This window comes from Gluconobacter sp. GP1 (assembly GCF_032913585.1).
Classification (GTDB): Bacteria; Pseudomonadota; Alphaproteobacteria; order Acetobacterales; family Acetobacteraceae; genus Gluconobacter; species Gluconobacter cerinus.
The window spans coordinates 95,652-117,453 of the sequence record NZ_JASGXC010000005.1 but is presented as its reverse complement, the minus strand read 5'-3'; the positions used below and the strand labels follow the sequence as shown (position 1 = coordinate 117,453).

Genomic DNA, 21,802 nt, shown 5'->3' with positions numbered 1-21,802 from the left:
TTGACGATAATGAGGCATTTTCACAGGATCGTGATTAGAAAGTGGCCAAATTCGTTAAAATACATTATTCGTTATCAATTTGGTAACAAATATTATCTTTGGCCCGATCAATCAGTAAGGATGTCGATGATCTCTTACTGATTGATTTTTATAGGTTATTTTCGGAATAGTCCTGTTAGTTCTGAGGACGTGCCAGTTCATACAGAGCAACAGCTGCTGCATTGGACACGTTCAGGCTTTCCATGTTCCCAGGCATATAAACGCTGGAAATCTCGTCACAGGTTTCCCGAGTCAGTCTGCGTAGCCCTGCACCTTCTGCACCAAGAACCAGAGCAACACGGCGTGCACCAAAGCTGCTTCCGTCGAGCCTTGATCCGCCGGCGTCCAGTCCGACAACCCAGACGTCCTGCGACTGGAGGGTTGCGAGCGCGCGCGACAGGTTCACTTCCCGGATAATGGGAACAAGATCCAGAGCGCCTGATGCCGCCTTGGCCATGGCACCGCTTTCCTGCGGGGTATTGCGATCCTGAACAAGCAGCGCACAGGCGCCGAACGCGGCAGCGGAGCGCAGGATGGCGCCGATGTTCCGAGGATCTGTCACCTGATCCAGCACAAGAATTGGGCCGGGCCGTTCAAGTGCTTCATGAATGGTTGGCGGTTCAAGAGCTTCGACCCGCAGGCAGACGCCCTGATGAACGGCATCACGCTCACACAGGCGATCCAGTCGTTCGCGGTCAACGATCTGGGGTTGAGCGCGGAGGGACTGGCTGAACGATGATGCGGCTTCCCGGGTTGCGAGAAACTCGAGAATGGTTCGGTCAGGATTGTTGAGTGCGGCTTCTACGGCATGATGGCCATAGATCCAGTATCCGGAGGCAGGTTTGCCTGAACGGGAGGAGCGCTCGGCATTGCCGGAACGTTGAGGGCCTCTGTCCCCAGAGTGGGACGGGGCGGCGGATCGGGAGTTTGGTCGTCTGGACATGAAAAAATCATATAATCGACGATAGGCGATTGACATAGCCGTTCATCCGCCATATTCCAACCGCCGACCCGGAGAGGTGCCCGAGTGGCTAAAGGGGGCGGACTGTAAATCCGCTGGCGTACGCCTACGTTGGTTCGAATCCAACTCTCTCCACCAGGTCTTTTCTTCCAAGAAAATCAATTATTTTTCAGTGTGGGACCTCACTCAGTTCTCGCTGTGCGTAGGCTCTGTCGGCGGTATAGCTGCGTCAAGGGTTGATCTGTGCGAAAGACCGCACATTGAATCGCTCAACTGCACATTTCATCATGACGATGAAATCCAAGTGCCGGGTTAGTCGCTGAGAGCAACATTCAGAGTAGCATTATTGAGTTTTTTAAGCGCCGCTGGTTTGAACCTGCATATCGGACTTTAAAGTCCGCATCGGCCGGTTTCTTCTGCCGGTATTGTTTGCGAGTATTTTCTGCGGTCTTGCGAAATTTGTGTGACACAGGCCGTTCGCCTTGACGTGTGCCGCTGCGAACCCTCAATTTTTCACGGGATATTCTTTTAGGGGGGCGCCAGTCATGGAAAGACCTTGGTTTGCGGCGAAGCAATATGGTTATGGAGCAGGGCGCGCAATAACATGGGAAGGACGTGTGACCATTCTTGTGTCTATTGGCACGATCCTTCTGAGCAATATGATCATGATGTGGGCCAAAAGCGTGCCCGTTTTTATTATTTCCCTTATCGTGGATCTTATGTCGGTCGTCGGACTGCTTTGGATTTGCTCGGCTAAAACGGAAGGCGGATGGAAGTGGCGATGGAAAGGCGAATAGCTGTTCCATTCACTGCTCAAATATAAGCTCGGTCCCAGCGCATTATGCTTCCGAAAAACGAGTAAGCCGGTGCCGCAGAGCCCAGTGTTTCATTTGGATGCGGCCCCGGGAATAAGAGTTACTTAGGCAAAGTGATTTTTACGACAATATACGGTAATTCCTGCATGTCTTTTCCATTGTGGAAGTCTGGCAACCGCGCCCATTGTCCGATCGTGCAGTACAGACCGTCTTTTCCGTAGGTCAGGCCATCTGGTTCAATCATACGCGGATCATGGGCCACGACTGACAATGTGCCATCAGGGGCATGTTTCAGGATTGCGTGGCGTTCGTCATCGGTAATGTAGAGAGAGCCGTCAGGTCCGGTTGCCATGCCGTCTCCCATCCCGCTTTCTCCTTTATCGAGGACGGAGACTTCGATGCGCTTTTCTGTGGCTTTCCAGTCCGACAGAACTGACGTGGGGGCCGCATAGAGGCGACGGCTTGTCTGCGGTTGCCAATAGAGCGTTTGCTGGTCTGGGCTGAGGCCAATACCATTGGCGCCCCCTTGGGGCATTTCAGCTTTGGTTGGATTGTATCGGGCTGCTCTGCCATCCATGACGGCGACAAAACCGTTCTCGGGCATGACGGGTTTCGTATTGGCCAGAATGCGGCGCTGGTGCCCGGAAGCAAGATCCACGACGATAAGCGCCGGATGGGTGCCCGTTGACGTGTCGGTAATAAACGCGGTTCCAGACTTTCCATGTGTCAGGTCAATCCGAACGTCATTGACGTGACTGTCTGGCAAAAGAGTGGGCGCCGACAGGGTCAGAACGTTCAAAACCTTGTTGGTCGTAGGATCGATTTCAAACAGCTTTTGCGCGCCTGTGATCGTTCCTTTGCCTGCCAGTATTCCTTCATCGAGCACCCAGAAGTGCCCTTTCGCATCAACGGTCATGCCGAGAGGGGACACGAAATCCTGTTGTGTTTCGGCATTTGGGAACGGCGTCAGGTGGCCGTCAGCATATGTGGCGAGACGTGGCCCGGAATGGTCTTTGACGCTCCGGGGAAAGCCAAGGACGAGCCGGCCATCTGGCAGTGTGGCAATGCCGGAGGGCTGCGCATCGGTAAAGCGCCCGATGATTTCGACGTTTCCGGACGCTGTGAAACCTTTGTCTGTTGTTTCCGCAGCGTGGGCAGTGGAAGCAATTAATGGGGCGCCAAAGAGTGCGGCAAGAAGGGCTGGATAGCGAAGTGTCATGAACCAATCTCCTTGCCGCACTGGATCAGAACGCTGTGCGGGTAACAATTCAAGTTAAGTTGAGCGTTAAAGTTCCGGGCTGAAAATCATCATGTAGCAGGCTGGTCCTAGCTGTTCCGTAGTCGCTCTCGAAGCGCGGGGTCATGCGCGTAAAGGTAAAGACCTTTCATCCCGCGGGTAAGCAGGACATTCAGCGCATTTAGAATGATGCGTTCCTTCGCCATCTGGGGAGCAAAAATTCCGCTCTGTCCCTGAAAGGCAGCACTGTCTTCGTAGCGGGCTGGATCGACGCGGATACTGTCAGTCTGAGCGTCATAGGACAGGGAAGGGCCTAGAATGACGCCAGCGTAGTTCAGGTCAAAGCCCTGAATTGTGTAGACCGAGCCGACTTCGTCGATCGTATCGGGGCGTTCAGCCCAGGGAAGCTTTTCATCGGGCTTTGAGCGATCCCATCGCAGGTGGAAGCGTCCTTCCTCGATGAAGTGGTCTTCTCCATCCAGCCGATAAGGGTAGTCGTAAGTCGAGAGCAGACGGCATAGGCCGACTTCGTTATTCCGCTCTTTCAGATCATCGTAAAGCTGGGCGCAGTCGTCATAAACGCGCAGATCAAAGTCTGGGTCTTTAGGGCGCTTTCCCACGTGTCCCGCTGCAAGTTGGTCCAGCCAATGCCGGACTTCTGGACCCGCTTCGACGCGAAATTGCGTGGTTAAGTGCAGGGTCTGGGTTGCCCGACCCGTTTTGAAACGATCAAGCAGATCCGCAGACCAGTGACTCTTGAATTTCAGCACCTGTAACGGGTCAAACACCACAACGACTACGCGGGCCAACGCCAGAATTTCTTCGAGATGGTTTTGTTGCTGGAAATGATTGTATCGGTCAGCCCGGGTGAGAAGCAGATGGGCTTCATCGACCAGAACAATGTCTGCCGTCTGATTGGTTTTGTGTAGGCGGTTGATGAACGTCGTAGGTCTGTCGAAATCGGCCTTGCGAAGAGTTGGCGTCTCCGCAGCGACATTACGGTAAAGCTTCAGCATTTCCGGATGATTGACCAGCAACATGTTGCGTGTGCCCGTCATGGGATCATCTGGGTTCTTTGACCGTGCGCGTGTCTGAATTGCATTGAAAATTGCATTGAGGACAACGCTCTTCCCTGTGCCGGCAGCGCCTTCAATGATGAGGAGCGCGCTTTGATCTGACAGATGCGCGGAGCAGAACAAGAGGACGTCGTTTAAAAGATCCTTCTGCTCAGCCGACAAGTGACGCGATAGGGAAAATTTTGTGATGGCGGCATTTGTTTGCGCTGAAGAGAGCGTCTCAGTCTGCGGCAACATCGGCCACCTTGGCATCGGTGATACGCTGAGCGTCCGCGGGGGAAATGCGCACCACGAAACCTTGATAGCCAGCGTTGATGTAGACGGCTTCCTGTCCCATGGCGTCCTGAGACAGGACAACGGGAATAGATGTGGCCTGGCCGAAGGGGCTTGTCCCGCCGGATTGATAGCCTGTCAGTTCATGGGCCTTTTCCGGATTCATCATTCTTGCGTTCCGGCCGCCGAATAAGGCTGCGACCTTCTTCAAATTCAGCTTCTGATGAGCAGGAGCCACGACACAGGCTGGCTGTTTCTTGTCGATTTCGACAACGAGGGTTTTGAGCACACTGCCTGGATCAGCGCCGATGGCATCAGCCGCCTGCATACCGATCAGGCCGCCATTCGGATTGTATTCGTAGTCATGCAGACTGAAAGGCACGCCCTGTTTTTCAAGGAAAAGAGTGGCGCTGGTTTCTCGGCTCATGTGTGATCCCCTGTCTGGCCGCGAAGCACCTTGCAGGAGCCGTCGAAGGGGGCACGATCAGTCGATAAACATGTCCGGTCGGCGGCTGAAGCGGATAGGCGCTTCCATGTCAGGCTCTCTCACGGAAAAGAGAGTCTGACATGCTGTATGAACCCTTCAGCAAGACTTCGCAATATTGTGCCAGCAACAGAAGATGAAGCTTCTTCAGGGCGTTTGGGTGCCGAATTTGTCCCAGTGTTGCAGCAGTTCATGAATGATGCGGGAACCCACACGGTAACCGTTATCCAGGGCTACTTTTTCTCCGTCATAGCCGCTGTTCATGGATTGGACGGCTGTCATGCCTTGAGGCTGCTCAGTGTAATTGGAGGCGCTGCGCAGAACCAGAACACGACTTCTGTCCACGCGACCGGCCTGCCCAAGACGTGTGAGGGCTTCGAGAATGCCAGAATCTTCCATGTCACTGGACACAAAATGGCTCTTGCCCTGTGTGAGAAGATGTACCCAGTCCCGAGCAAAACCGGTCATGATCTTGCCGTGCCAGAAGGTATCTGAGCCGAAGTCTCCACCCGTCACGACAGCTGGGCGTCCGGCAGCGATGTCGGTTGGTTTGTAGAGCTTGCGCTGGGCTTCGAGTTGCGGAGGATCAGACAGTTTGACGGTCTGGGTCAGGTCATAGGCCCAGTGCACCAGAGACGGATTTAGCTGGAATGCATTATTGTGCTGAATGCTGCCATCGGGCGCATCCCCGCCCGACAGAGCGTATTGATTGGGCTTCTGAGCGGTGATCATGAAATAGCCGTATGGCCATTCTTTCGGTGCTTCCCGCTTGTCGATGTAACGCGTGATGTCTCCAACCACATAGTCCGCGATTGAAACTGAACCGACGGACGCGACGGTGGGGTCAAAGCCGGAAATACCATCCACCATCCAGTAAGCATGGCGAAGATCGAATCTCGGGTCCGTTGCGAGGGCCATGACGGATGTCGTTGCCGGGGCAATCGGTGTTCCTGTTACGACGACCAACAGATGATGTTGTGCATCCGTGTAGATTGGATGAATGCCGAGCGGGAACGGAACCTTCTCTGTGAGATGCTCTCCTTCGATCCAGGGCTGGAATTCTCCTGCCCGGTCTCCGGTATCTTCACCAATTTCGTATGTGGTGAGTACGACGGCGCGGATATCCCAAGGCTGTTCTTTGGCTTTGGCCGGCGTTGTTGTGAGTGCGAGTGAGGCCAGGCAGCCCATGGAAAGGGCGTATGGCATGATTTGTTGCACAAAAGAGATAAGTTTCATGTATTTCTACCGTCGTTCCGCTCTCATAATGAGGACACCATACAGGAAAGATGTCGAAAAGAAATATTCATCTCCGATAGGTGTTCTATTATAGGCAACGGATTGATGCCATTTATAGGTACAGTAATATTTTAAAGTATATATTGGAATATTTGATAATTTACTGTTGTATAAATAAATTATATCAAAATATATATTGTTTATATGTGTGATTTAAAAGACACATACGATAAAAAACCACAATAAAATTCAAAATATAGGATCAGTAAGTTCTTCGTCTGACTTGTTTTGATCAGCGTTCTGAATATTTTCTGCCGCAAATGACACATCTTAGGATCGCGTGAAGATGAATTTTGGTGCCAGACGTCTCACACTGCTGACAGCCACTGTGCTGGCCGGAGTATTTTGTGATGCAGCAGCCTATGCTGCGGTCTCGCAGGCTCGGGGTAAGCATGCTGCGCCAGTTCATCCTCACGTGGCACCTGCTCATCATCGCACGGCTGTTGATGCCAAGGACGCGGAAGCAATTTCTGTCCGTGTGTCCCGTCAGGCACTGAATGGTGGCGGTGGCATGATGCGCCACGAAATGGCATCGCACTCGGTTCAGACCGTTACGCGCCAGTATATCGAGATGCAGAGCCCGGCCAGTACGGCGCTGGACATGATCAAGAACCTGCCCAGCGTCACGGTTTCTACTGTCGATAGCTCGGGTATTCTTGGTGGCAAGATCAACAGCCGAAGCCTGACCGATTCAGACATGGGCATTCTGTTGAATGGTGTGCCTGTCGCGACAGCGTATTACCTGAATCAGAACGTTGATACTGAAAACGTCAACATGATCTCCGTCACGCCGGGATCGTCTGCCATTGATCTGCCGGTAACATCCGCCGCCGCGGGTATCATGGACTCCCAGACCATGACGCCGTCGCATAAATTCGGCGGCCTGATGGATTTCTCATACGGCACAAACAACATGTCCCGTGAGTTCCTTCGTGTTGAGAGCGGTGACATCGGCAATTCCGGCATCCGCACGTTTGCGTCCTTCTCCCATACACATGCCCGGAACTGGAATGGACCAGGAACGAACGAGCGTCGTCATCTCGATTTCGGTGCCGCGAAGGACTTTGAAGATGGCTCTTCCGTTAACCTTTTTGTCTCATGGAACCACCAGTTCACGATGGAGCCGCTGAAGCCGACGGCAAAGCAGTTCTATGACAAGAAAGACGGGATCGGGACGTATAATTACTCGTCCAGCTATGATCCGTCGAACCCGTCAAAATACGGGATGCTGAACGGCAATATGTGGGATCAGGTCTTCGTAACGCTGCCTGTCCACATTCATCTGCCGGCGAAATTCTCTTTCGATTTCAAGCCATATTACGTTTACAACGGTGGCTATACCTATAACGGAAGCCTTTTCAGCGGGGCGGGTCGTAACGCGACCATTGGTCAGGGCGGAACGCCCATTTCTGGCAGTGTGCCGTCCGCCTCCTACTACAGCGTTTATCGTCCGCACGCCGGGGCGGTGGCGAAGCTGAACTATGATCCGGTCAGCTGGGATCATATGGAACTGGGATACTGGTTCGATTATCAGGATAATCAGGTTAACAACATGTATTCCGTGTTGCAGACCAATGGCAGCCAGTACTTCCCGTACAACACCTCCAAGGGGCTGTATGTGAATGGAACGCGCTATATGCCGTATCAAGGGGATGCCGGGTGGAAGATCCATTCGCTGTTCTTCCAGAATACGGCCAAGTTCCTGCATGATCGCCTGACGCTGAATGGCGGCATCAAGGTTGCCATGATCAATCGCTGGACGGTCAATGGCGCATCGTCAACACCGCGCACCGAGCAGAACCAGGTTGTGCCTCTGCCGCAGGTTGGCATCAGCTATCGGATAGATCAGCACAATCTGATCTACGTGAATGCCGAAGGTGACTTCCGCATGCCAGATCCGGGATCGCTGGGGCAGGTTTATGATGCACAGACGGGTGGCTATGTCGGTAATCCGTATAACCCGAAGCCGCAATATTCGATCAAGGAAGAACTCGGCTGGCGCTTTGATAACGATTACTTCATGACGGATCTGGAGCTGTTCAACTACTCCATTACCAACCGTCTGTTGTCCACGAGTGTTTACATCAACAATCAGGCCATCAGTTCCACCATTAACGCGGGTAACCAGACCGCACGTGGTGTGGATTTCATGATCTCAGCACATCCGTGGCACCATCTCAGCCCGTATGTTTCCGTCGAATATCTGAACGCCACGATGGATTCCAATATCCTCACGACGGGCACCCTGAATGGTCAGACGGTCAGTGATCTGCTGCCGACCAAGGGCAAGACGGCCGTTCAGTCTCCGCATGTGCATGCGAGTGCGGGCCTGACGTATGATGATGGCCATTTCTTTGCGAATGGCAGCGTCAGCTACGTGTCGTCCCAGTATTCGACGTTCATGAACGACGAGAAAATCCCAGGGTATCTGACGGATAATCTGTCACTGGGTTATCGCTTCAACTCCTACGGCCGGTTCAAGGCACCGAAATTCCAGCTGAATTTCAGCAATCTGGGCGGCGATTTCGTCCGGACTGGCGCCTATAGCCTCGTGTCCAATGCCAAGGCAGCCAAGGGTGTTTACGGCAGTACGATCAGTGCCAGCGGAACGCCGACCTATTATCTTTATCCGCGCTTCAGCGTGACGGGGAACATCTCTGTCGGGTTCTAATCTGGCGGCGATGCGCATTTGAGAGAAGGACGGCTCTTCCTGGAAACAGGGAGGGCCGTTTTTTTATATTGCGAGGATGACAGCGCTGGCTTTGAACGCTAGCATTTCGACAACGGCAATGGATTCTGCCTGACCATACTGGTCGAACCGCTCTCCTCCGCGAGATGCTGATGATTCCTGTCAAACTCGCTTCTTCGGAAGCATGACAGGAGAATTGCGTCCGATGCCTGCTTTCCATAATTTCCCCCGCGTGGCTGTGACGACATTGCGATGGGGCTTTCTGCTTCTGCTGCTGGGCGGAAGTGTCGGATCTGTTTGTGCCTTGTTTCTCTGGTTGTTGGACCAGGCTACGTACATACGGTTTGAGACCCCTTGGCTGATCTTTGGCCTTCCGCTGGCCGGAGTGGGCGTTGCGCTGCTGTATCAGTGGTTCGGCGGGAAATCAGCCGCAGGCAATAACCTGATTATTGATGAAATTCATAAGCCGGGCGGCGGCGTCCCTTTCCGCATGGCGCCTTTGGTTTTGTTTGGAACGGTTGTCAGTCATCTTTTCGGCGCATCTGTTGGTCGGGAAGGAACGGCCGTTCAGATCGGAGGAAGCTTCGCCGCCGCAATTGGGCGCCTGTTCCGGCTGCACGTGCAGGACATGCGCCTGTTGCTCATGGCGGGGATTGCCGCAGGTTTCGGTGCCGTTTTCGGAACGCCTGTTGCGGGGGCTGTTTTTGGACTGGAAGTTCTGACGCTCGGCCGGCTTGATTATGCGGCTCTGTTGCCGGTCGCGGTGGCCTCGATTGTCGCAGACTGGACGTGTCATGCATGGGGTATCCATCATGCCGTTTATCATGTCGGTTTTCGGGGGATAGCGGCGGCAGACGGTTCGATGTTTCACGTCAACGCCATTTTGCTGGTGAAGGTCGGTTTTGCTGCCGTGTGTTTCGGTCTGGCAAGCCGGGCGTTTGCGGACGGTGTTCATCGCCTCGCAGGCGTCTTCCAGCGCCTTTGCCCATCAGCTTGGATACGGCCTGCGATTGGTGGCGTGCTGACGTTGCTGCTGGTCTGGATACTCGGAACGCGAGATTACCTTGGCCTCGGCACTGTCTCACATTTAGAGGGCGGGGCGAGCATTCTGAACTTCTTTGGGGCTGGATATTATCCCTGGAGCTGGCTCTGGAAATTGGTCTTCACTCTTGTCGCATTGGCAACCGGCTTCAAAGGCGGAGAAGTGACGCCCCTTTTCTTTATCGGGGCGGGTTTGGGCAACGCATTGTCCCCTCTGCTGGGTGTGCCGGTTGATCTTCTGGCAGGGGTGGGGTTCGTGGCCGTGTTTGCCGGGGCGGCCAATACACCTCTCGCCTGTACATTCATGGCGGTGGAGCTCTTCGGCGCGACCGATGTGATTTATTACGCGACTGGTTGTTTCATCGCCTATCTCGTGTCCGGTCACACCGGCATCTATCTTTCCCAAAGGATCGGGACGCCCAAACTGGCTCTTTTCTCTAAAGAACAGGGGCAGTCGCTGCGAGATGTCTGTAGTCGGTAAAGCTATTTCCGGCGGGGTGGATTTTTCTTGGCGTTCAATGTCGTGCAGAGCAGGGCTGCCAGCAACATTTCTACGCTGAGCAGGCCAAGCCATGTGATGACATCAATGATGGGCGTTTGCGATCCATGGAGCTGAAGCATCAGGCTTAAACCCAGCAGTGCAAAGCCTGTCAGTCTGAGGCCAAGCAGATAGGACGCCGAAGTGTGTTTTTTGAAGAAAATTCCGCTGCCACGAGCAGAACCCGCGGCCATCAACAGAATGGAAATCTGCCCACATAGCAGCGTCGCCCCCATCATGGGGAAAGTCTTTTCTTGCGATAGGTATTGATGGCGGCATAGGCGAACGACCCGGCAAAAAGTGCGGCCGTTACACTTGTCGCGGCGCTGACACTATCACGCCATGGCGCCCCCAGGGCAGCAATGGCCAGACATGCCAAAGCGCAAGCAGCCAGAAGTTCGGTCCAAGCTACTTCTGATTTACGGAACAGGGCGAAAATCAGAGCGAGAGCCCAGATGATGAAAACGCACTGAATTTCATGATCTTCCCGTCCCGGAAGGCCAGCGGGGAGGATGCGGTTTGCAAGAAAATAGGATGCAAACGCCAGAGAAAGCCCGGCCAGAACCCCCACATTCAGGCGTTCTGTCAGTACGTGTCCGAGATGAGGGTTACTTCTCAGGCGTTTGATCGTCCAGAGGCGCATTCCGCTTCCGATGACGGCCGTCAGCATCAGTCCGCATACAAAATAAAGCCAACGCGTCACACTTGGCGCAAAACGTGCGACGTGAAGACCATACAGGAATGTGTAAGCACCAATGAGCGGCCGCTTTTCGACATGTTCGCTGAGAAGATGGCCGTTCGTGCCATCAAAATTCAGGGTGTGGGATGTCGTGCTGACGGTATTCGTGTTGCCTGATGTGATGGTGATGACTGACGCCTGATCGGTCGGGTTGAAGATATAGATCTGTGCGATGCCGGCTTCACCGATGCGTTTTTCCGCATCCTGAAGAATGGGAAGGATGGGCGCAAGATGGCCCGGATGGCCGCTGGGCGGACGGGCATCGAGGGCCGGATTCAGGTCCGTGTAAGTGGCCATCAGGTCATGTTTGTAAACGGCCTGGGTGCTCCACGGAAGAAGCAGGGTTCCGAGCGTAACGGCGCCTGTGAAGGAGATCATAAGATGAAATGGTAGCGCTAGAACGCCGAGAAGATTATGTGCGTCCAGCCAGCTTCTTTGTCCCTTCCTAGGGCGGAATGTGAAGAAATCCGCGAAGACCCTGCGGTGAATAATGACGCCGGAAACTAGGCCGACGACAAGGGCCAGCGCGGCGATGGCCGCGATCAGGCGCCCAAACGGGTAGGGGAGTTGAAGCTCGAAATGGAAGCGGTAGAAAAACTCGCCGCCAAAGGTTTGTCGAATGCCGTCAGGGCTGCCGGTTTGTGGGCTGAGTGCTTTCTGCAAATACACGCCCTTGGGGTCAGACCAGACCGCTAGCGTGAATGGCTCCTGCTGTGTTGGTGCATTCAGATACCATGCCGGAGATGTCGGGGCATTCTGTGTGAGCCACTCTACAGCGTGAGCGCTTGCTTCAATGGGGGAGATACTGGTGGCGCTCAGTTCCGGCCGCATCCAGACGCTGATTTCCTGCCGGAACACACTGAGCGTTCCAGACAGGGCAATTGCGAAAAGAACCCATCCTGTTATCAGCCCAAGGCCTGTGTGCAGCCAGGCCATGGAGGCGCGAAAATTGCTTTTCACGGCCTCCAGCCCTCTAAAAGAGCCAGTCCTCCAGTGAGGAGTGTTGCAAGCAGCGTGACGCCAAAAGCTTTGCGTCCATCGGCAACGCCAAAGCAGGCCATGAACGTAGCTGGCCAGACCAGCAGGCCGACAAGGATGCCGGCCATAGCGCAATCTGCGCGGGAGAGGGGGAGCCAGAGGCTCAGGCAGATCCCTCCAAGCGCTGACAATGCGTATCCGCCGGGGAGTGCTGCCAGTAAACGCAATGTCAGATGCTGGCGCGCCGGACCGGACTTACCAGGTGTAGCCAACGCTCGCCTGTGCGTTGCGGCGTTCGCCATAATAGCAGAATTCCTGATTGTAAGAGGCGTAAGCAAGGCAGTTCGCCACATAGTTCTTATCAAACAGGTTGCGGACACTGGCAGCAACTGTCCAGCCATGCAGTCTGTGGGACAGGTTGTTGAGATCGTAGCGGATGGAACCGTCAAAGAGTGCATACTGCGGAATCCAGACGCTGCCATAGGATGCTTCGCCACCATAGGTCTTGGCAGAATATCGCATACCGCCACCAAAGCCGAAGCCCTTCAGAGGGCCGGATGGCATCGTGTAGAAAACAAACAGCGAGGAATTCCCTTTGCCCGACTGCATCAGGGGCTTGCCGGTTGAATCGTCATGGACTTTCTGGAAGCTGACGGATGCTGTGACCATCAGGTTCTTATATGGCTCAGCATGTGCTTCGAACTCGAAACCATCTGAATGAACCAGACCACTGGCGGTGCTGTAACCCGTGTTTCCGACAGCAACCAGAACGTTGGTTTGCTCGATGTGAAAACCGGTTGCTGTCAGCAGGATGCTGGTTCCTGGAACCTGATATTTCACGCCGCCCTCAAGCTGCTTTCCGAGAGACGGGGCAGCCTGATGCATCGTCTTTCCGCCATCGCTGGACACTGCGCCAGACTGTGGTTGGAAAGATGTCGAATAGCTGATGTACGGCGCAAGGCCGAAATCAAAATGATAGAGGCCGGAGGCGCGCCAGGTAATCTGGCTGGGGCTCTGACGGCTGTCTGAATTGTAGTTGGATTCAACCTGATGGGAGCGATACCAGTCGTTGCGGATGCTGCCCGTCAGGATCAGGCGGTCCCAGCGGATCTCATCCTGCCCATAAGCGCCCACCTGATGGGAGTCCGTCCGATAGTTGACCCATGGAGACATCGGATCAATGGCCATTTTGTAGTTTGGATGAAAGACGTTCAGGTCAGGTGCTGCGCCGTAAAATCCGACTTCTGTCGCGCTCTGCTGCATGTAATCAAAACCGAACATCAGCGTGTGCTGCAGCGGGCCTGTCCGGACTTTGCCTTTGAACTGGCTGTCAAACGCCAGGTTATGGGTGTGCTCGTATGTCTCGATTGCTGAGCGGGCCAGCGTATCGTCGCTGACATAATACCCCATGTCATAGACGCTGCGGTATTGGGTCTTCACATCGTCGTAACGGCCGCGAGATGTGAAGCTCCAGTCATTATTGAATGTATGATTGAAGATGTAGGTGATGGCCCCTTGGCGACGATTGTATTTTTCGAAGGATGAATCACCGTCATAGAAGTTTCTGGGCAGATAGCCGTATGACGCCCGCTTGAGCGAGCCTACCAATGGGACGCCACCATAAGTCCCGTTCTCAGGGTCGTACTGGTAATTCCCAAGCAGTGTGAGAGTTGTTGGCCCATTCCCGCCAAAGGTCACCGCAGGGCTGATGGAGAAGCGGCGGCTTCCTGTGCGGGTTAACTGTGTATGTTGCCCATTGACGGTGCCGTAGAGACGGTACCGAACAAACCCATTGTCTGTTGCATACCCGCCGACATCTGCATCGACGCGATAAAGGTCGAACATGCCTCCCGTTGTATTGATCCCGCCGTAGAAGCGCTGGTCGGTCGGTAGTTTGCTGGAGAGGGCCGTCAGGCCGCCGGGACTGGATTGGCCATACAGTGCAGACGCGGGGCCTTTGAGAATTTCAACCCGATCCAGACGTGATGTATCGGTCTGCGCCACGGCGTACCCTGTGGGGCTGTCCTGAAGTTTCAATCCATCCAGAAACGTTGGGACGGAGAAGCCGCGGAGGGCAAACAGATCGTAACGCGTGCCAACTGCACCGCCGCGCTGGTCCGCAGTGACGCCGGCTGTATAGCGGACGGCCTGATTGAGGTTCAGAACGCCCCGAACGTCCATCTCATTACGTGTAATGACCGTGACAGACTGAGCCGTCTCGATCAGTGGCGTATCCGATTTCGTTGCAGACGTCGCCACGGTCGCCATTCTGCGTGCCCGTACGGAGATATGCTCCATCTTGGCAGGAGTGGATGTCGATTTCCTGTTCGTATGGTTGTCTGATGGGGTTGTTGTCGTTGTCTGGTCAGCGGCGTGAGCGTGGCTGAAAACAATGCACAAACCGGCAATAGCAGGGGTAATTCGGGAATTGCTGGGCACGGGACTCACGCGGTGGCTTGATGAAGGAAGCGGGACTATCATTCAAATGATAATTATTCGCAATAAGAATTTTTTGAAAAAATTATTGTTTTCGGGTGAGCATTGTGGGTGAGTAGGTTCAGGTTAAAAATTTTGACGATGAACTATGTTATTTGTTCGTAATTATTATTGTTTGTAATATGTTTTCTTATTTCCATTTATATTAGAAATTTTCTGATTTATAGTATTTTTAGTTATTTTTTATTTGAGCGTGGTGGCAGTTTGTTTTTATATGCTCGAAAAAATATTTCTGGTATTTGTGAGCTGGGAATATTTTTGTATCGTGTAATTTACATAATTTCTGGGTAGCCTGGATGCGTTTCCTGATTGTTGGCGGAGCCGGTTTTGTCGGTAGTCACGTCGTTCTTGCTCTGCTCGATGGCGGTCACGATGTTGTCGTTCTTGATAACCTGAGTACTGGCCATCGTGCGGCTCTGCCGGACAGTGTCGGCTTTCACCAGGTCGATCTTCTGGATTTTTCCGCAACAGCTAAAATCGTTGCGCAAGGACCTTGGGATGGCGTGATGCATTTTGCGGCACTTTCAGTTGTCGCAGACAGCATGCGTGAACCCTTGCATTATTTACGTCAGAATTATCTGACTTCGTTAAATCTCATACAGGCCTGTATCGACAATAAAGTTAAGAAATTTATTTTTTCTTCGACCGCTTCACTCTTTGGTGGACCTGAGCGGTTGGAGCCTATTCCAGAGAATGCTGCGGTGCAGCCTGGATCGCCTTACGGTGAGAGCAAGTTTTTCATTGAGCGCGTTTTGCATTGGGCAGATGCTATTCACGGCTTAAGAAGTGCGACACTTCGATATTTCAATGCTGCTGGGGCTGATCCAGCGGGACGTGCCGGCGAAGACCATAATCCCGAAACACATCTTATTCCATTGACTATCGATGTAGCATTGGGGCGGCGTCCTGCGCTTAAGCTTTTTGGCATAGATTACCCTACTCGGGACGGTTCCTGTATTCGCGATTATATTCACGTTACCGACCTTGCTGACGCACATATCCGTGCGTTGTGTCAGCTCGATAACCGGAGCGTGGCTTATAATATCGGCACTGGGCGTGGGTATTCAAATTTGGAAATTATCCAGAGCGTAGAGCGGGTCAGTGGGAAAAAAGTCCTATGGGAGGCTGCTCCTCGTCGTGGAGGAGATCCTGCAATGCTTATAGCGAATTCTAATACGTTTCGAAAAGAAACCGGCTGGACGCCGAGGTTTAGTGATCTCGACAGTATTGTTGATACGGCCATGCAATGGCGGAAAAAACACCCAGATGGATATGAAAATTAAATGTATTAGGAAGTTGTATATTCTATATTTATAATTAATTTTATTTTGCAAGAATTTTTAAAATCATATCTTGTAATTCTGAGGGGTGTATTGTGAGATTCTTGAAAAATTTCTCACTTTCGTGAGTATTATAGGAAAGAGAAATAAAAGGCGTTGACCGTATTTTTGAAGGCGTAACGTATCCCGGAATTGAAGGGCGGTGGTCGCCGAAAAATATGAGATGTGCGGGGCGCCCGCAGTTACGCAATGTACGGTCCAGATTCCCCAATAAAGCGTCACCATTTCGAGCGTGGCGTTCCCAGGCCGTTAGAGCATCTGGGGCATCCAGGCGGCCTGCGTCCCATGGGCCATGATTTTCCATGGTCACGACGTAAATCAGTTCCGGCTTTTCAGCCGACACTATGCGGTCGTGAAGATAGTCACCGATTGCTTTGTCGCTGATGTAGGGACCGGCTGTTTCAGCGTGTACAAAATCATCTGGGCCGACGAGTGTGGTAAAGCCTAACGCAGGCATTAGGCGATCTCGACCGTAGAACCTGAGATCGTGAGGATGGACGAAAAGCCGTTTTTCATAAAGGGCCGCAAGCCGATTTGGTAACCCAAAGGTATGCTCATCCTGAGCTGTAAGAAAAGGGTCAAAGGCTCGAAAACCAAGCTCCTCCTCACTGCGCCCACAGAGCACAGCATATTCCGTGCGCATTGTGTATGCGCCGAAACCGCTGACGGAGAGCGCCCCATAATAATTGGAATTTTTCTTCAGTCGCTCAAAGTTATTGAGGGGAGCAAGTGGATGGTTGGGAACTAGATCTTTGGGATCTGCAAAGGACTCACACTGTACGATGACCAGAAAGGGTGCCGGGTCTGTATCTGGTTCCCGCGCGGGCAGTGGCTGGGCAGGGGCCGGTGACGGTGTTGCTCGCCATCTGAGCGTGTAAATGAGCAATACCGGAAGTAATCCGCATCGCACGATGTCTGCTTCAAGATCAGGCCGCAACATAACAGTGGAACGCCAGTAAAATTTCCAGCCAGCACTGAGGCCCAGGATAGAGATCAGCAGTATCAGCAACCCGCCGAAATGAGCTGTAAGTGCAGTAGAAGAAAACGCGATGACGCATCCGAAGATGAGCAATGCAGCAGGTATTAAGATAATCTTCAGAAAGGTCGGGATCGCAGCAAGATAAAAGCGTGGATAACGCAGGAATGAGGCAGCGACCGCCAGGTCAGAGAAAACTAAGGGTTCGCCCAACACTCGAAACTTGATGTTGGAAGCAATGACAAGGGCTAGAAACAATGCGTCCGTGAGAACGCAGGCAACCCAAAAGCCCCCTGTCAACGCAAGTGTTGCGCCGTAAAAAGTCAGGATAGATAGGGTATGAAGTGTGTATCCGCGCCAGCCACTGCGGTCTGGCCGAATGAATCTGTCAAATAAGATCGAAAGTACGACCGTGCAGCAAAGGGAGAACAGAAAGTTCTTCACAGAAACGACGCAGAAAAAAGATAAATCATGAATTCGAAATCGGCTTTCGGATGCAGCAGGCTTTCAGTTAGAAAGCATGTCTATGAGATTTCATCCATCAAGCACAGGCTCTACGATTGACTCGGTCTTGCTCAGGCGACCGCCAAGGGCCGAGAGCAAGGATGTTGAACTGGGATGTATCTCCTCATTCTCTGGCGAAAATCTACGTCATTCTGCTGCATCGATCCTGCATGACATCCGGCGTGCAAAGATTGGGGGAGCTTTCTGGTTACCGTCAGTAGTGCTTTCCGCTGAGCGCAATACTCTCCTGTCGCTGCCAGCAGACGCGGCTTTTGCCTGGAGTTTGTGGAAACATGTTACGGCTCAGGTAGATGCACGGAAAGTCGTCGTTATTTCCCTGCATTTGCATCATGCCGATGCGATCAGAGCCGCAGGCGGCCATGTTGTGTCTCAGGTGGACCCGCACAGCATGCTTGAACAGGTTGATGAAGTCTGGACAACGGGTCGGGACGACGTAGCGCTTCTAGGTGCAGTTTATGGTCGGTTAGTGAGAATATGGTCTCCTGAAGAAGGCGAGGGCGTATTTTCCAAAACCATGGCTCTCGAATGGCTGACACAAGCTATTTCCTGGCGTAGCCCGTTCGATGGCAGGTCAATCGATCTAACCGAAGCGGTAAGGATCGTTTCTGACGACCGCCGTGCCTGGGAGCGGACGCGGGATGTGGCGGTCTGCGTTGGCATGGCATGGTGGAAACGCGAGCGTATTCGCGAGTTTTTCAATGTGAGCCGAAAGAGGATCTTTTTTCGGCATTCCATGTATGGCGCTTTGAGCGAAGCGCAACGTCGCAAAGGAGTAATTGCGGCCTGGTCCAGCCGTATCCCGTCTGGACTGAAAAATAAGGCAAAGGCTCAGGGTGTGGGTATTTGCCAGGTTGAAGATGGCTTTCTGCGTTCCGTCGGGCTCGGAAGTGATCTTCTTCCCCCCTGTTCTATCGTGCTCGATCGGTCGGGCATCTATTTTGATCCTTCTCGCCCCAGTGATCTTGAAAAGATCCTGATGGAGACTTCTTTCGATGACAGCCTTCGGGCTCGTGCTCGCCATTTGATTGACACACTCGTAGCGCGGAATGTCTCCAAATACGGGAGTACGGCTGACGTTGGTTCCTTGCTTTCACGTCCTGCCGGGAAGACGGTTATTCTGGTGCCGGGGCAGGTCAGTAACGATCTGTCCATTCGGTTGGGCTGTGGGGACGTCAGCGACAACCTCTCCTTGCTTCGTAATGTTCGTGATCGGATGCCCGATGCGCACATTGTTTTTCGTCCTCACCCGGATGTGGATGCCGGTCATCGCCCCGGTGCAGTCAGAGATGATATCGCCCTGCAGTATGCAGATGAGATCGCACGAGGAGGCCCAATGGTCTCTTTGATTGCTCAGGTAGACGAAGTTCACACCATGACGTCGCTTGCAGGCTTCGAAGCGTTGTTACGGAGGCGTGCGGTAACGACTTATGGAAATCCATTCTACGCAGGATGGGGGCTGACGTGCGATCTGGCTCCGAGCACCGGCCGTAGGGGACGAAATCTGCAGCCGGAAGAGCTTGTAGCAGGGGCGCTCATTCTCTATCCGCTTTATTTGGATCCGGTCACCCGAACACCCTGTGGGCCTGAAGTTCTTGTTGAGAGACTTTCAGACCCAACAATATGGACAACATCTTTCACTGTGCGTTTACGAAGATTGCAAGGTCGTTTACGTAGGAAAATGCAATATACACGCATGAGGATCTGGCCGAAATGAAGGCACCGGGCGATAGCCACTTCGGCAAGAAACATCTCAAACCTCTGAAAACGCGGAATTTCCTGTTTCTACAGGGATTAATGGGGCCGTTTTTTGAGCGCGTCGGAGACGCCCTGCTGGCGGATGGCTACAAAGTCTCCAAAATTAACTTCAATGGCGGAGACAAGCTTTTCTGGCGCCTCCCCGGTGGTGTGGACTATCGGGGAAGCCTTGAAGACTGGCCTGATTTTCTGCGTAATTTCATTGTGCAACGCGAAATTACGGATGTCGTTATTTTCGGAGACTGTCGCCTGCATCACATGGCCGCGGCGAAGGTCTGTGAAGAGCTCCAAATTCCGATGCATGTCTTTGAAGAAGGGTATCTCAGGCCGGACTGGGTGACGCTTGAACTTGGGGGCGTGAACGGCCACTCGCGTTTGCCGCGGGATCCCGACTATTACCGCGTGGAAGCACAATTGCTTCCTCCCCAGCCCCCTCATAGCTCTGTGCCATCCTCTTTTCAAAGGCGCGCAGCGGAAGGTATTGCCTATAATACTGCGGACCTTCTTTTGAGATGGTATTTCCCGCATTGGACAAACCATCGTCCGTGGCATCCCCTTGTTGAGGGAATGGGCTGGCTGAAGCGGTTTTCGCGTCGTAAGGCTGTTGCCGAACGTACGAAGAAAGTTCTGAGCAGGCTTGAGGCCTGTAAAGCGCCTTATATGCTCTTTCCTCTCCAGTTGGATGCGGATGCTCAGGTCCGTCTCCATTCGGGCTTTGGTGGCATGCAGGAGGCGATTGAATACGTCATTTCTTCCTTTGCGGCTCACGCACCGGCAAATATGCGGCTGATCATCAAGCAGCATCCCCTGGATAATGGTCTGCGCGATTGGCGGCATATTATTGCGTGCTCCGGACGCCGTCATGGAGTGCTCGGGCGGATTGGCTTTATCGAGGGGGGTGATATTGCCTTGCTGGTCAAGCAAGCTGAAGGCGTCATCACAATCAATAGTACGACTGGGACATTGGCGCTGGCAGAAGGTATTCCGGTTATTACGCTGGGGCAGGCCATCTACAATATTCCCGGCATTACATACGAGGGAACACTCGACGCATTCTGGAGGGCGCCAGAAAAGCCGGATATGGAGCTTTTCGCTGCATTCAGGCGCGTTCTGGTCGAATACTGTCTTGTCGCCGGTGGCTTTTTCTCAGACGAAGCGATGTCCAAGCTGGTGCGGGGTGTCGTGGCGAAACTTGAACGACATTCGCCTCAACTATTTCAGACACGGGCGACTGAGGAAGGGCATGAATTCTGGCATGGAATGAGTCGTCCGCTCTTACGTCTTTCAGAAAAAGTCGCAGACGCAGTAGGGGCTCCTGAGTGAAGGAAAGTCAGGCAATACCTACGTTTCTTCTGGATATTTCGCGCCTTCTTTCCCGTTCGGGAGCAAGTGTGCCAACGGGTATTGATCGGGTCGAGCTGGCCTATGCGCGATACCTGTTGGCTCATGCATCAGAGCAAACGCGCTTTTGTGCCATGCACCCAATTGGTGTGATGGGAATGATTGACCAGGCCACGGCACGGCGCTTCATACAGGCGCTGGAACTTCAGTGGGGACAATCTGGTTCTGGCCGGCCGGCTGCACGTCTATGCGGTGCGATTAATCGTGGCCTGTTCTGGCATCGACCTGCGACAATGGCCTCTGGCACAATATACCTTAATGTTTCACATCATCATCTGACACGCCCTAAAGTGGTCGGTGCCTTTCTCAGGCAGACAGGGGCTCGTTTCGTGATAATGATTCATGACCTTATTCCGATAGACTACCCGGAATATTCTCGCCCGAGAGAGCCTGCGCGGCATGAAATCCGTCTCAAGACAGTCGCACGTTATGCCGATTCCATTATTGTACCGTCGCACTACGTGAAGGAAACGGTCTGTCGACATCTGACGGAACTCTCAGTCGATATTCCAGTCCACGCAGTTCTTCACGGGGTCGATGCTCCTCACCTCCATACACGCACGATGGAACTGGATGCATCACTTTGCGATCAGCTCAAAGGACGACCCTATTTTGTATGTCTGGGCACCATTGAGCCCCGTAAGAACCATCTTCTCTTGCTCAATGTTTGGCGTCGTCTTGTTGAACAGGCACCATCCTCGGCACCTGTACTGGTAATCGTAGGAAAGCGTGGCTGGGAGAACGAGAATATTCTTGATCTTCTAGATCGCGCACCAGCCCTCAAGGGACACGTCATTGAGTGCCAGTCATTGCCTGACACGATGGTTCAAACCCTTCTGAAAGGCAGCTCCGGGCTCCTGTTCCCATCATTTGTCGAAGGTTTTGGGCTTCCGCTTGCGGAAGCTTTGTCGCTGGGCGTGCCAGCTCTCTGTTCCGATATTCCAGTTTTACGAGAGGTCGGAGGATGTGCGGCAAGCTATCTCGACCCTCTGGACGGGCCGGCGTGGTTGGACGCGATTATGCGTTACGCTACTTCGGGGTGTGACAGGACAGACCATAAGTTACAGACAGAAAGCTTCTGCACCCTTTCCTGGGAAGAGAGCGTAGCGCAAGCACTTTCACTGATACAGTAATCTGAAAGTA

General features: G+C 53.2%; 17 protein-coding genes, 1 tRNA gene and 1 riboswitch. Of the genes, 8 read left to right on the top strand and 10 right to left on the bottom strand.

The window, feature by feature from the left end:
- Window positions 1-175: 175 nt before the first annotated feature.
- The gene (rlmB, locus tag R5H23_RS13095) at window positions 176-982 is read right to left on the bottom strand and encodes a 23S rRNA (guanosine(2251)-2'-O)-methyltransferase RlmB (protein ID WP_317215702.1); all 807 of its coding nucleotides are present in this window, start codon (window positions 980-982) and stop codon (window positions 176-178) included.
- 70 nt (window positions 983-1,052) lie between these two features.
- Here rlmB and R5H23_RS13090 point away from each other — a divergent pair.
- Window positions 1,053-1,138 (top strand) — tRNA-Tyr (locus tag R5H23_RS13090).
- Window positions 1,139-1,545: 407 nt separating this feature from the next.
- Window positions 1,546-1,797, top strand: coding sequence for a hypothetical protein (locus tag R5H23_RS13085; RefSeq protein WP_317215701.1), 252 nt, complete (start codon window positions 1,546-1,548; stop codon window positions 1,795-1,797).
- A 118-nt stretch (window positions 1,798-1,915) separates the two neighbouring features.
- On the opposite strand, the gene R5H23_RS13080 is transcribed toward R5H23_RS13085, so the two are convergent.
- The 4 genes from R5H23_RS13080 to R5H23_RS13065 form a co-directional block, all read right to left on the bottom strand.
- Window positions 1,916-3,034 carry an L-dopachrome tautomerase-related protein gene (locus R5H23_RS13080; protein WP_317215700.1) on the bottom strand — a complete coding sequence of 373 codons (1,119 nt, stop codon included), beginning with the start codon at window positions 3,032-3,034 and terminating at the stop codon, window positions 1,916-1,918.
- Window positions 3,035-3,141: 107 nt separating this feature from the next.
- Window positions 3,142-4,365 (bottom strand): DUF2075 domain-containing protein, encoded by a 1,224-nt coding sequence (locus tag R5H23_RS13075; RefSeq protein ID WP_317215699.1) that lies wholly within the window; start codon window positions 4,363-4,365, stop codon window positions 3,142-3,144.
- Entirely contained in the window at window positions 4,349-4,828 is a 480-nt protein-coding gene (gene ybaK, locus R5H23_RS13070; protein ID WP_317215698.1) for a Cys-tRNA(Pro) deacylase, read from the bottom strand. Before ybaK ends, R5H23_RS13075 begins: the two co-directional genes overlap by 17 nt.
- Before the next feature lie 204 nt (window positions 4,829-5,032).
- Complete coding sequence (locus R5H23_RS13065; RefSeq protein ID WP_317215697.1) at window positions 5,033-6,121, bottom strand: purine nucleoside permease; 1,089 nt, start codon at window positions 6,119-6,121, stop codon at window positions 5,033-5,035.
- 346 nt (window positions 6,122-6,467) lie between these two features.
- Here R5H23_RS13065 and R5H23_RS13060 point away from each other — a divergent pair, with 346 nt between their 5' ends.
- Together R5H23_RS13060 and R5H23_RS13055 are read left to right on the top strand one after the other, a co-directional pair.
- On the top strand, window positions 6,468-8,852 hold the full coding sequence (locus R5H23_RS13060) for a TonB-dependent receptor (RefSeq protein ID WP_211516253.1): 2,385 nt from the start codon (window positions 6,468-6,470) through the stop codon (window positions 8,850-8,852).
- A 105-nt stretch (window positions 8,853-8,957) separates the two neighbouring features.
- Window positions 8,958-9,039: riboswitch (Fluoride riboswitch) on the top strand.
- A gap of 36 nt (window positions 9,040-9,075) precedes the next feature.
- A complete protein-coding gene (locus tag R5H23_RS13055; RefSeq protein ID WP_317215696.1) occupies window positions 9,076-10,392 on the top strand; it encodes a voltage-gated chloride channel family protein in 1,317 nt (438 codons plus the stop codon).
- A gap of 2 nt (window positions 10,393-10,394) precedes the next feature.
- On the opposite strand, the gene R5H23_RS13050 is transcribed toward R5H23_RS13055, so the two are convergent.
- The 4 genes from R5H23_RS13050 to R5H23_RS13035 are packed head-to-tail and all read right to left on the bottom strand — an operon-like array spanning window position 10,395 to window position 14,605.
- Window positions 10,395-10,688, bottom strand: a complete 294-nt coding sequence (locus R5H23_RS13050; RefSeq protein ID WP_252350108.1) for a hypothetical protein — start codon at window positions 10,686-10,688, stop codon at window positions 10,395-10,397.
- Window positions 10,685-12,148: a PepSY-associated TM helix domain-containing protein gene (locus tag R5H23_RS13045; RefSeq protein WP_317215695.1), complete on the bottom strand. Its 1,464-nt coding sequence runs from the start codon at window positions 12,146-12,148 to the stop codon at window positions 10,685-10,687. Before R5H23_RS13045 ends, R5H23_RS13050 begins: the two co-directional genes overlap by 4 nt.
- Window positions 12,145-12,468: a hypothetical protein gene (locus tag R5H23_RS13040; RefSeq protein ID WP_317215694.1), complete on the bottom strand. Its 324-nt coding sequence runs from the start codon at window positions 12,466-12,468 to the stop codon at window positions 12,145-12,147. The genes R5H23_RS13045 and R5H23_RS13040 overlap by 4 nt, the downstream gene beginning before the upstream one ends.
- Entirely contained in the window at window positions 12,422-14,605 is a 2,184-nt protein-coding gene (locus R5H23_RS13035) for a TonB-dependent siderophore receptor (RefSeq protein ID WP_317215693.1), read from the bottom strand. Before R5H23_RS13035 ends, R5H23_RS13040 begins: the two co-directional genes overlap by 47 nt.
- Window positions 14,606-14,958: 353 nt before the next feature.
- Here R5H23_RS13035 and galE point away from each other — a divergent pair, with 353 nt between their 5' ends.
- Window positions 14,959-15,945: a UDP-glucose 4-epimerase GalE gene (galE, locus tag R5H23_RS13030; protein ID WP_317215692.1), complete on the top strand. Its 987-nt coding sequence runs from the start codon at window positions 14,959-14,961 to the stop codon at window positions 15,943-15,945.
- Window positions 15,946-15,985: 40 nt separating this feature from the next.
- On the opposite strand, the gene R5H23_RS13025 is transcribed toward galE, so the two are convergent.
- Window positions 15,986-17,236, bottom strand: a complete 1,251-nt coding sequence (locus tag R5H23_RS13025) for an LTA synthase family protein (RefSeq protein WP_317215690.1) — start codon at window positions 17,234-17,236, stop codon at window positions 15,986-15,988.
- 262 nt (window positions 17,237-17,498) lie between these two features.
- Here R5H23_RS13025 and R5H23_RS13020 point away from each other — a divergent pair, with 262 nt between their 5' ends.
- Genes R5H23_RS13020 through R5H23_RS13010 form a run of 3 tightly spaced genes read left to right on the top strand, consistent with a single transcriptional unit; the run spans window position 17,499 to window position 21,792 of the window.
- Window positions 17,499-19,217: a hypothetical protein gene (locus tag R5H23_RS13020; RefSeq protein ID WP_317215688.1), complete on the top strand. Its 1,719-nt coding sequence runs from the start codon at window positions 17,499-17,501 to the stop codon at window positions 19,215-19,217.
- Window positions 19,214-20,581: a capsular biosynthesis protein gene (locus R5H23_RS13015; protein ID WP_317215687.1), complete on the top strand. Its 1,368-nt coding sequence runs from the start codon at window positions 19,214-19,216 to the stop codon at window positions 20,579-20,581. The genes R5H23_RS13020 and R5H23_RS13015 overlap by 4 nt, the downstream gene beginning before the upstream one ends.
- Window positions 20,578-21,792 carry a glycosyltransferase family 1 protein gene (locus tag R5H23_RS13010; RefSeq protein WP_317215686.1) on the top strand — a complete coding sequence of 405 codons (1,215 nt, stop codon included), beginning with the start codon at window positions 20,578-20,580 and terminating at the stop codon, window positions 21,790-21,792. Before R5H23_RS13015 ends, R5H23_RS13010 begins: the two co-directional genes overlap by 4 nt.
- Window positions 21,793-21,802: the final 10 nt, after the last annotated feature.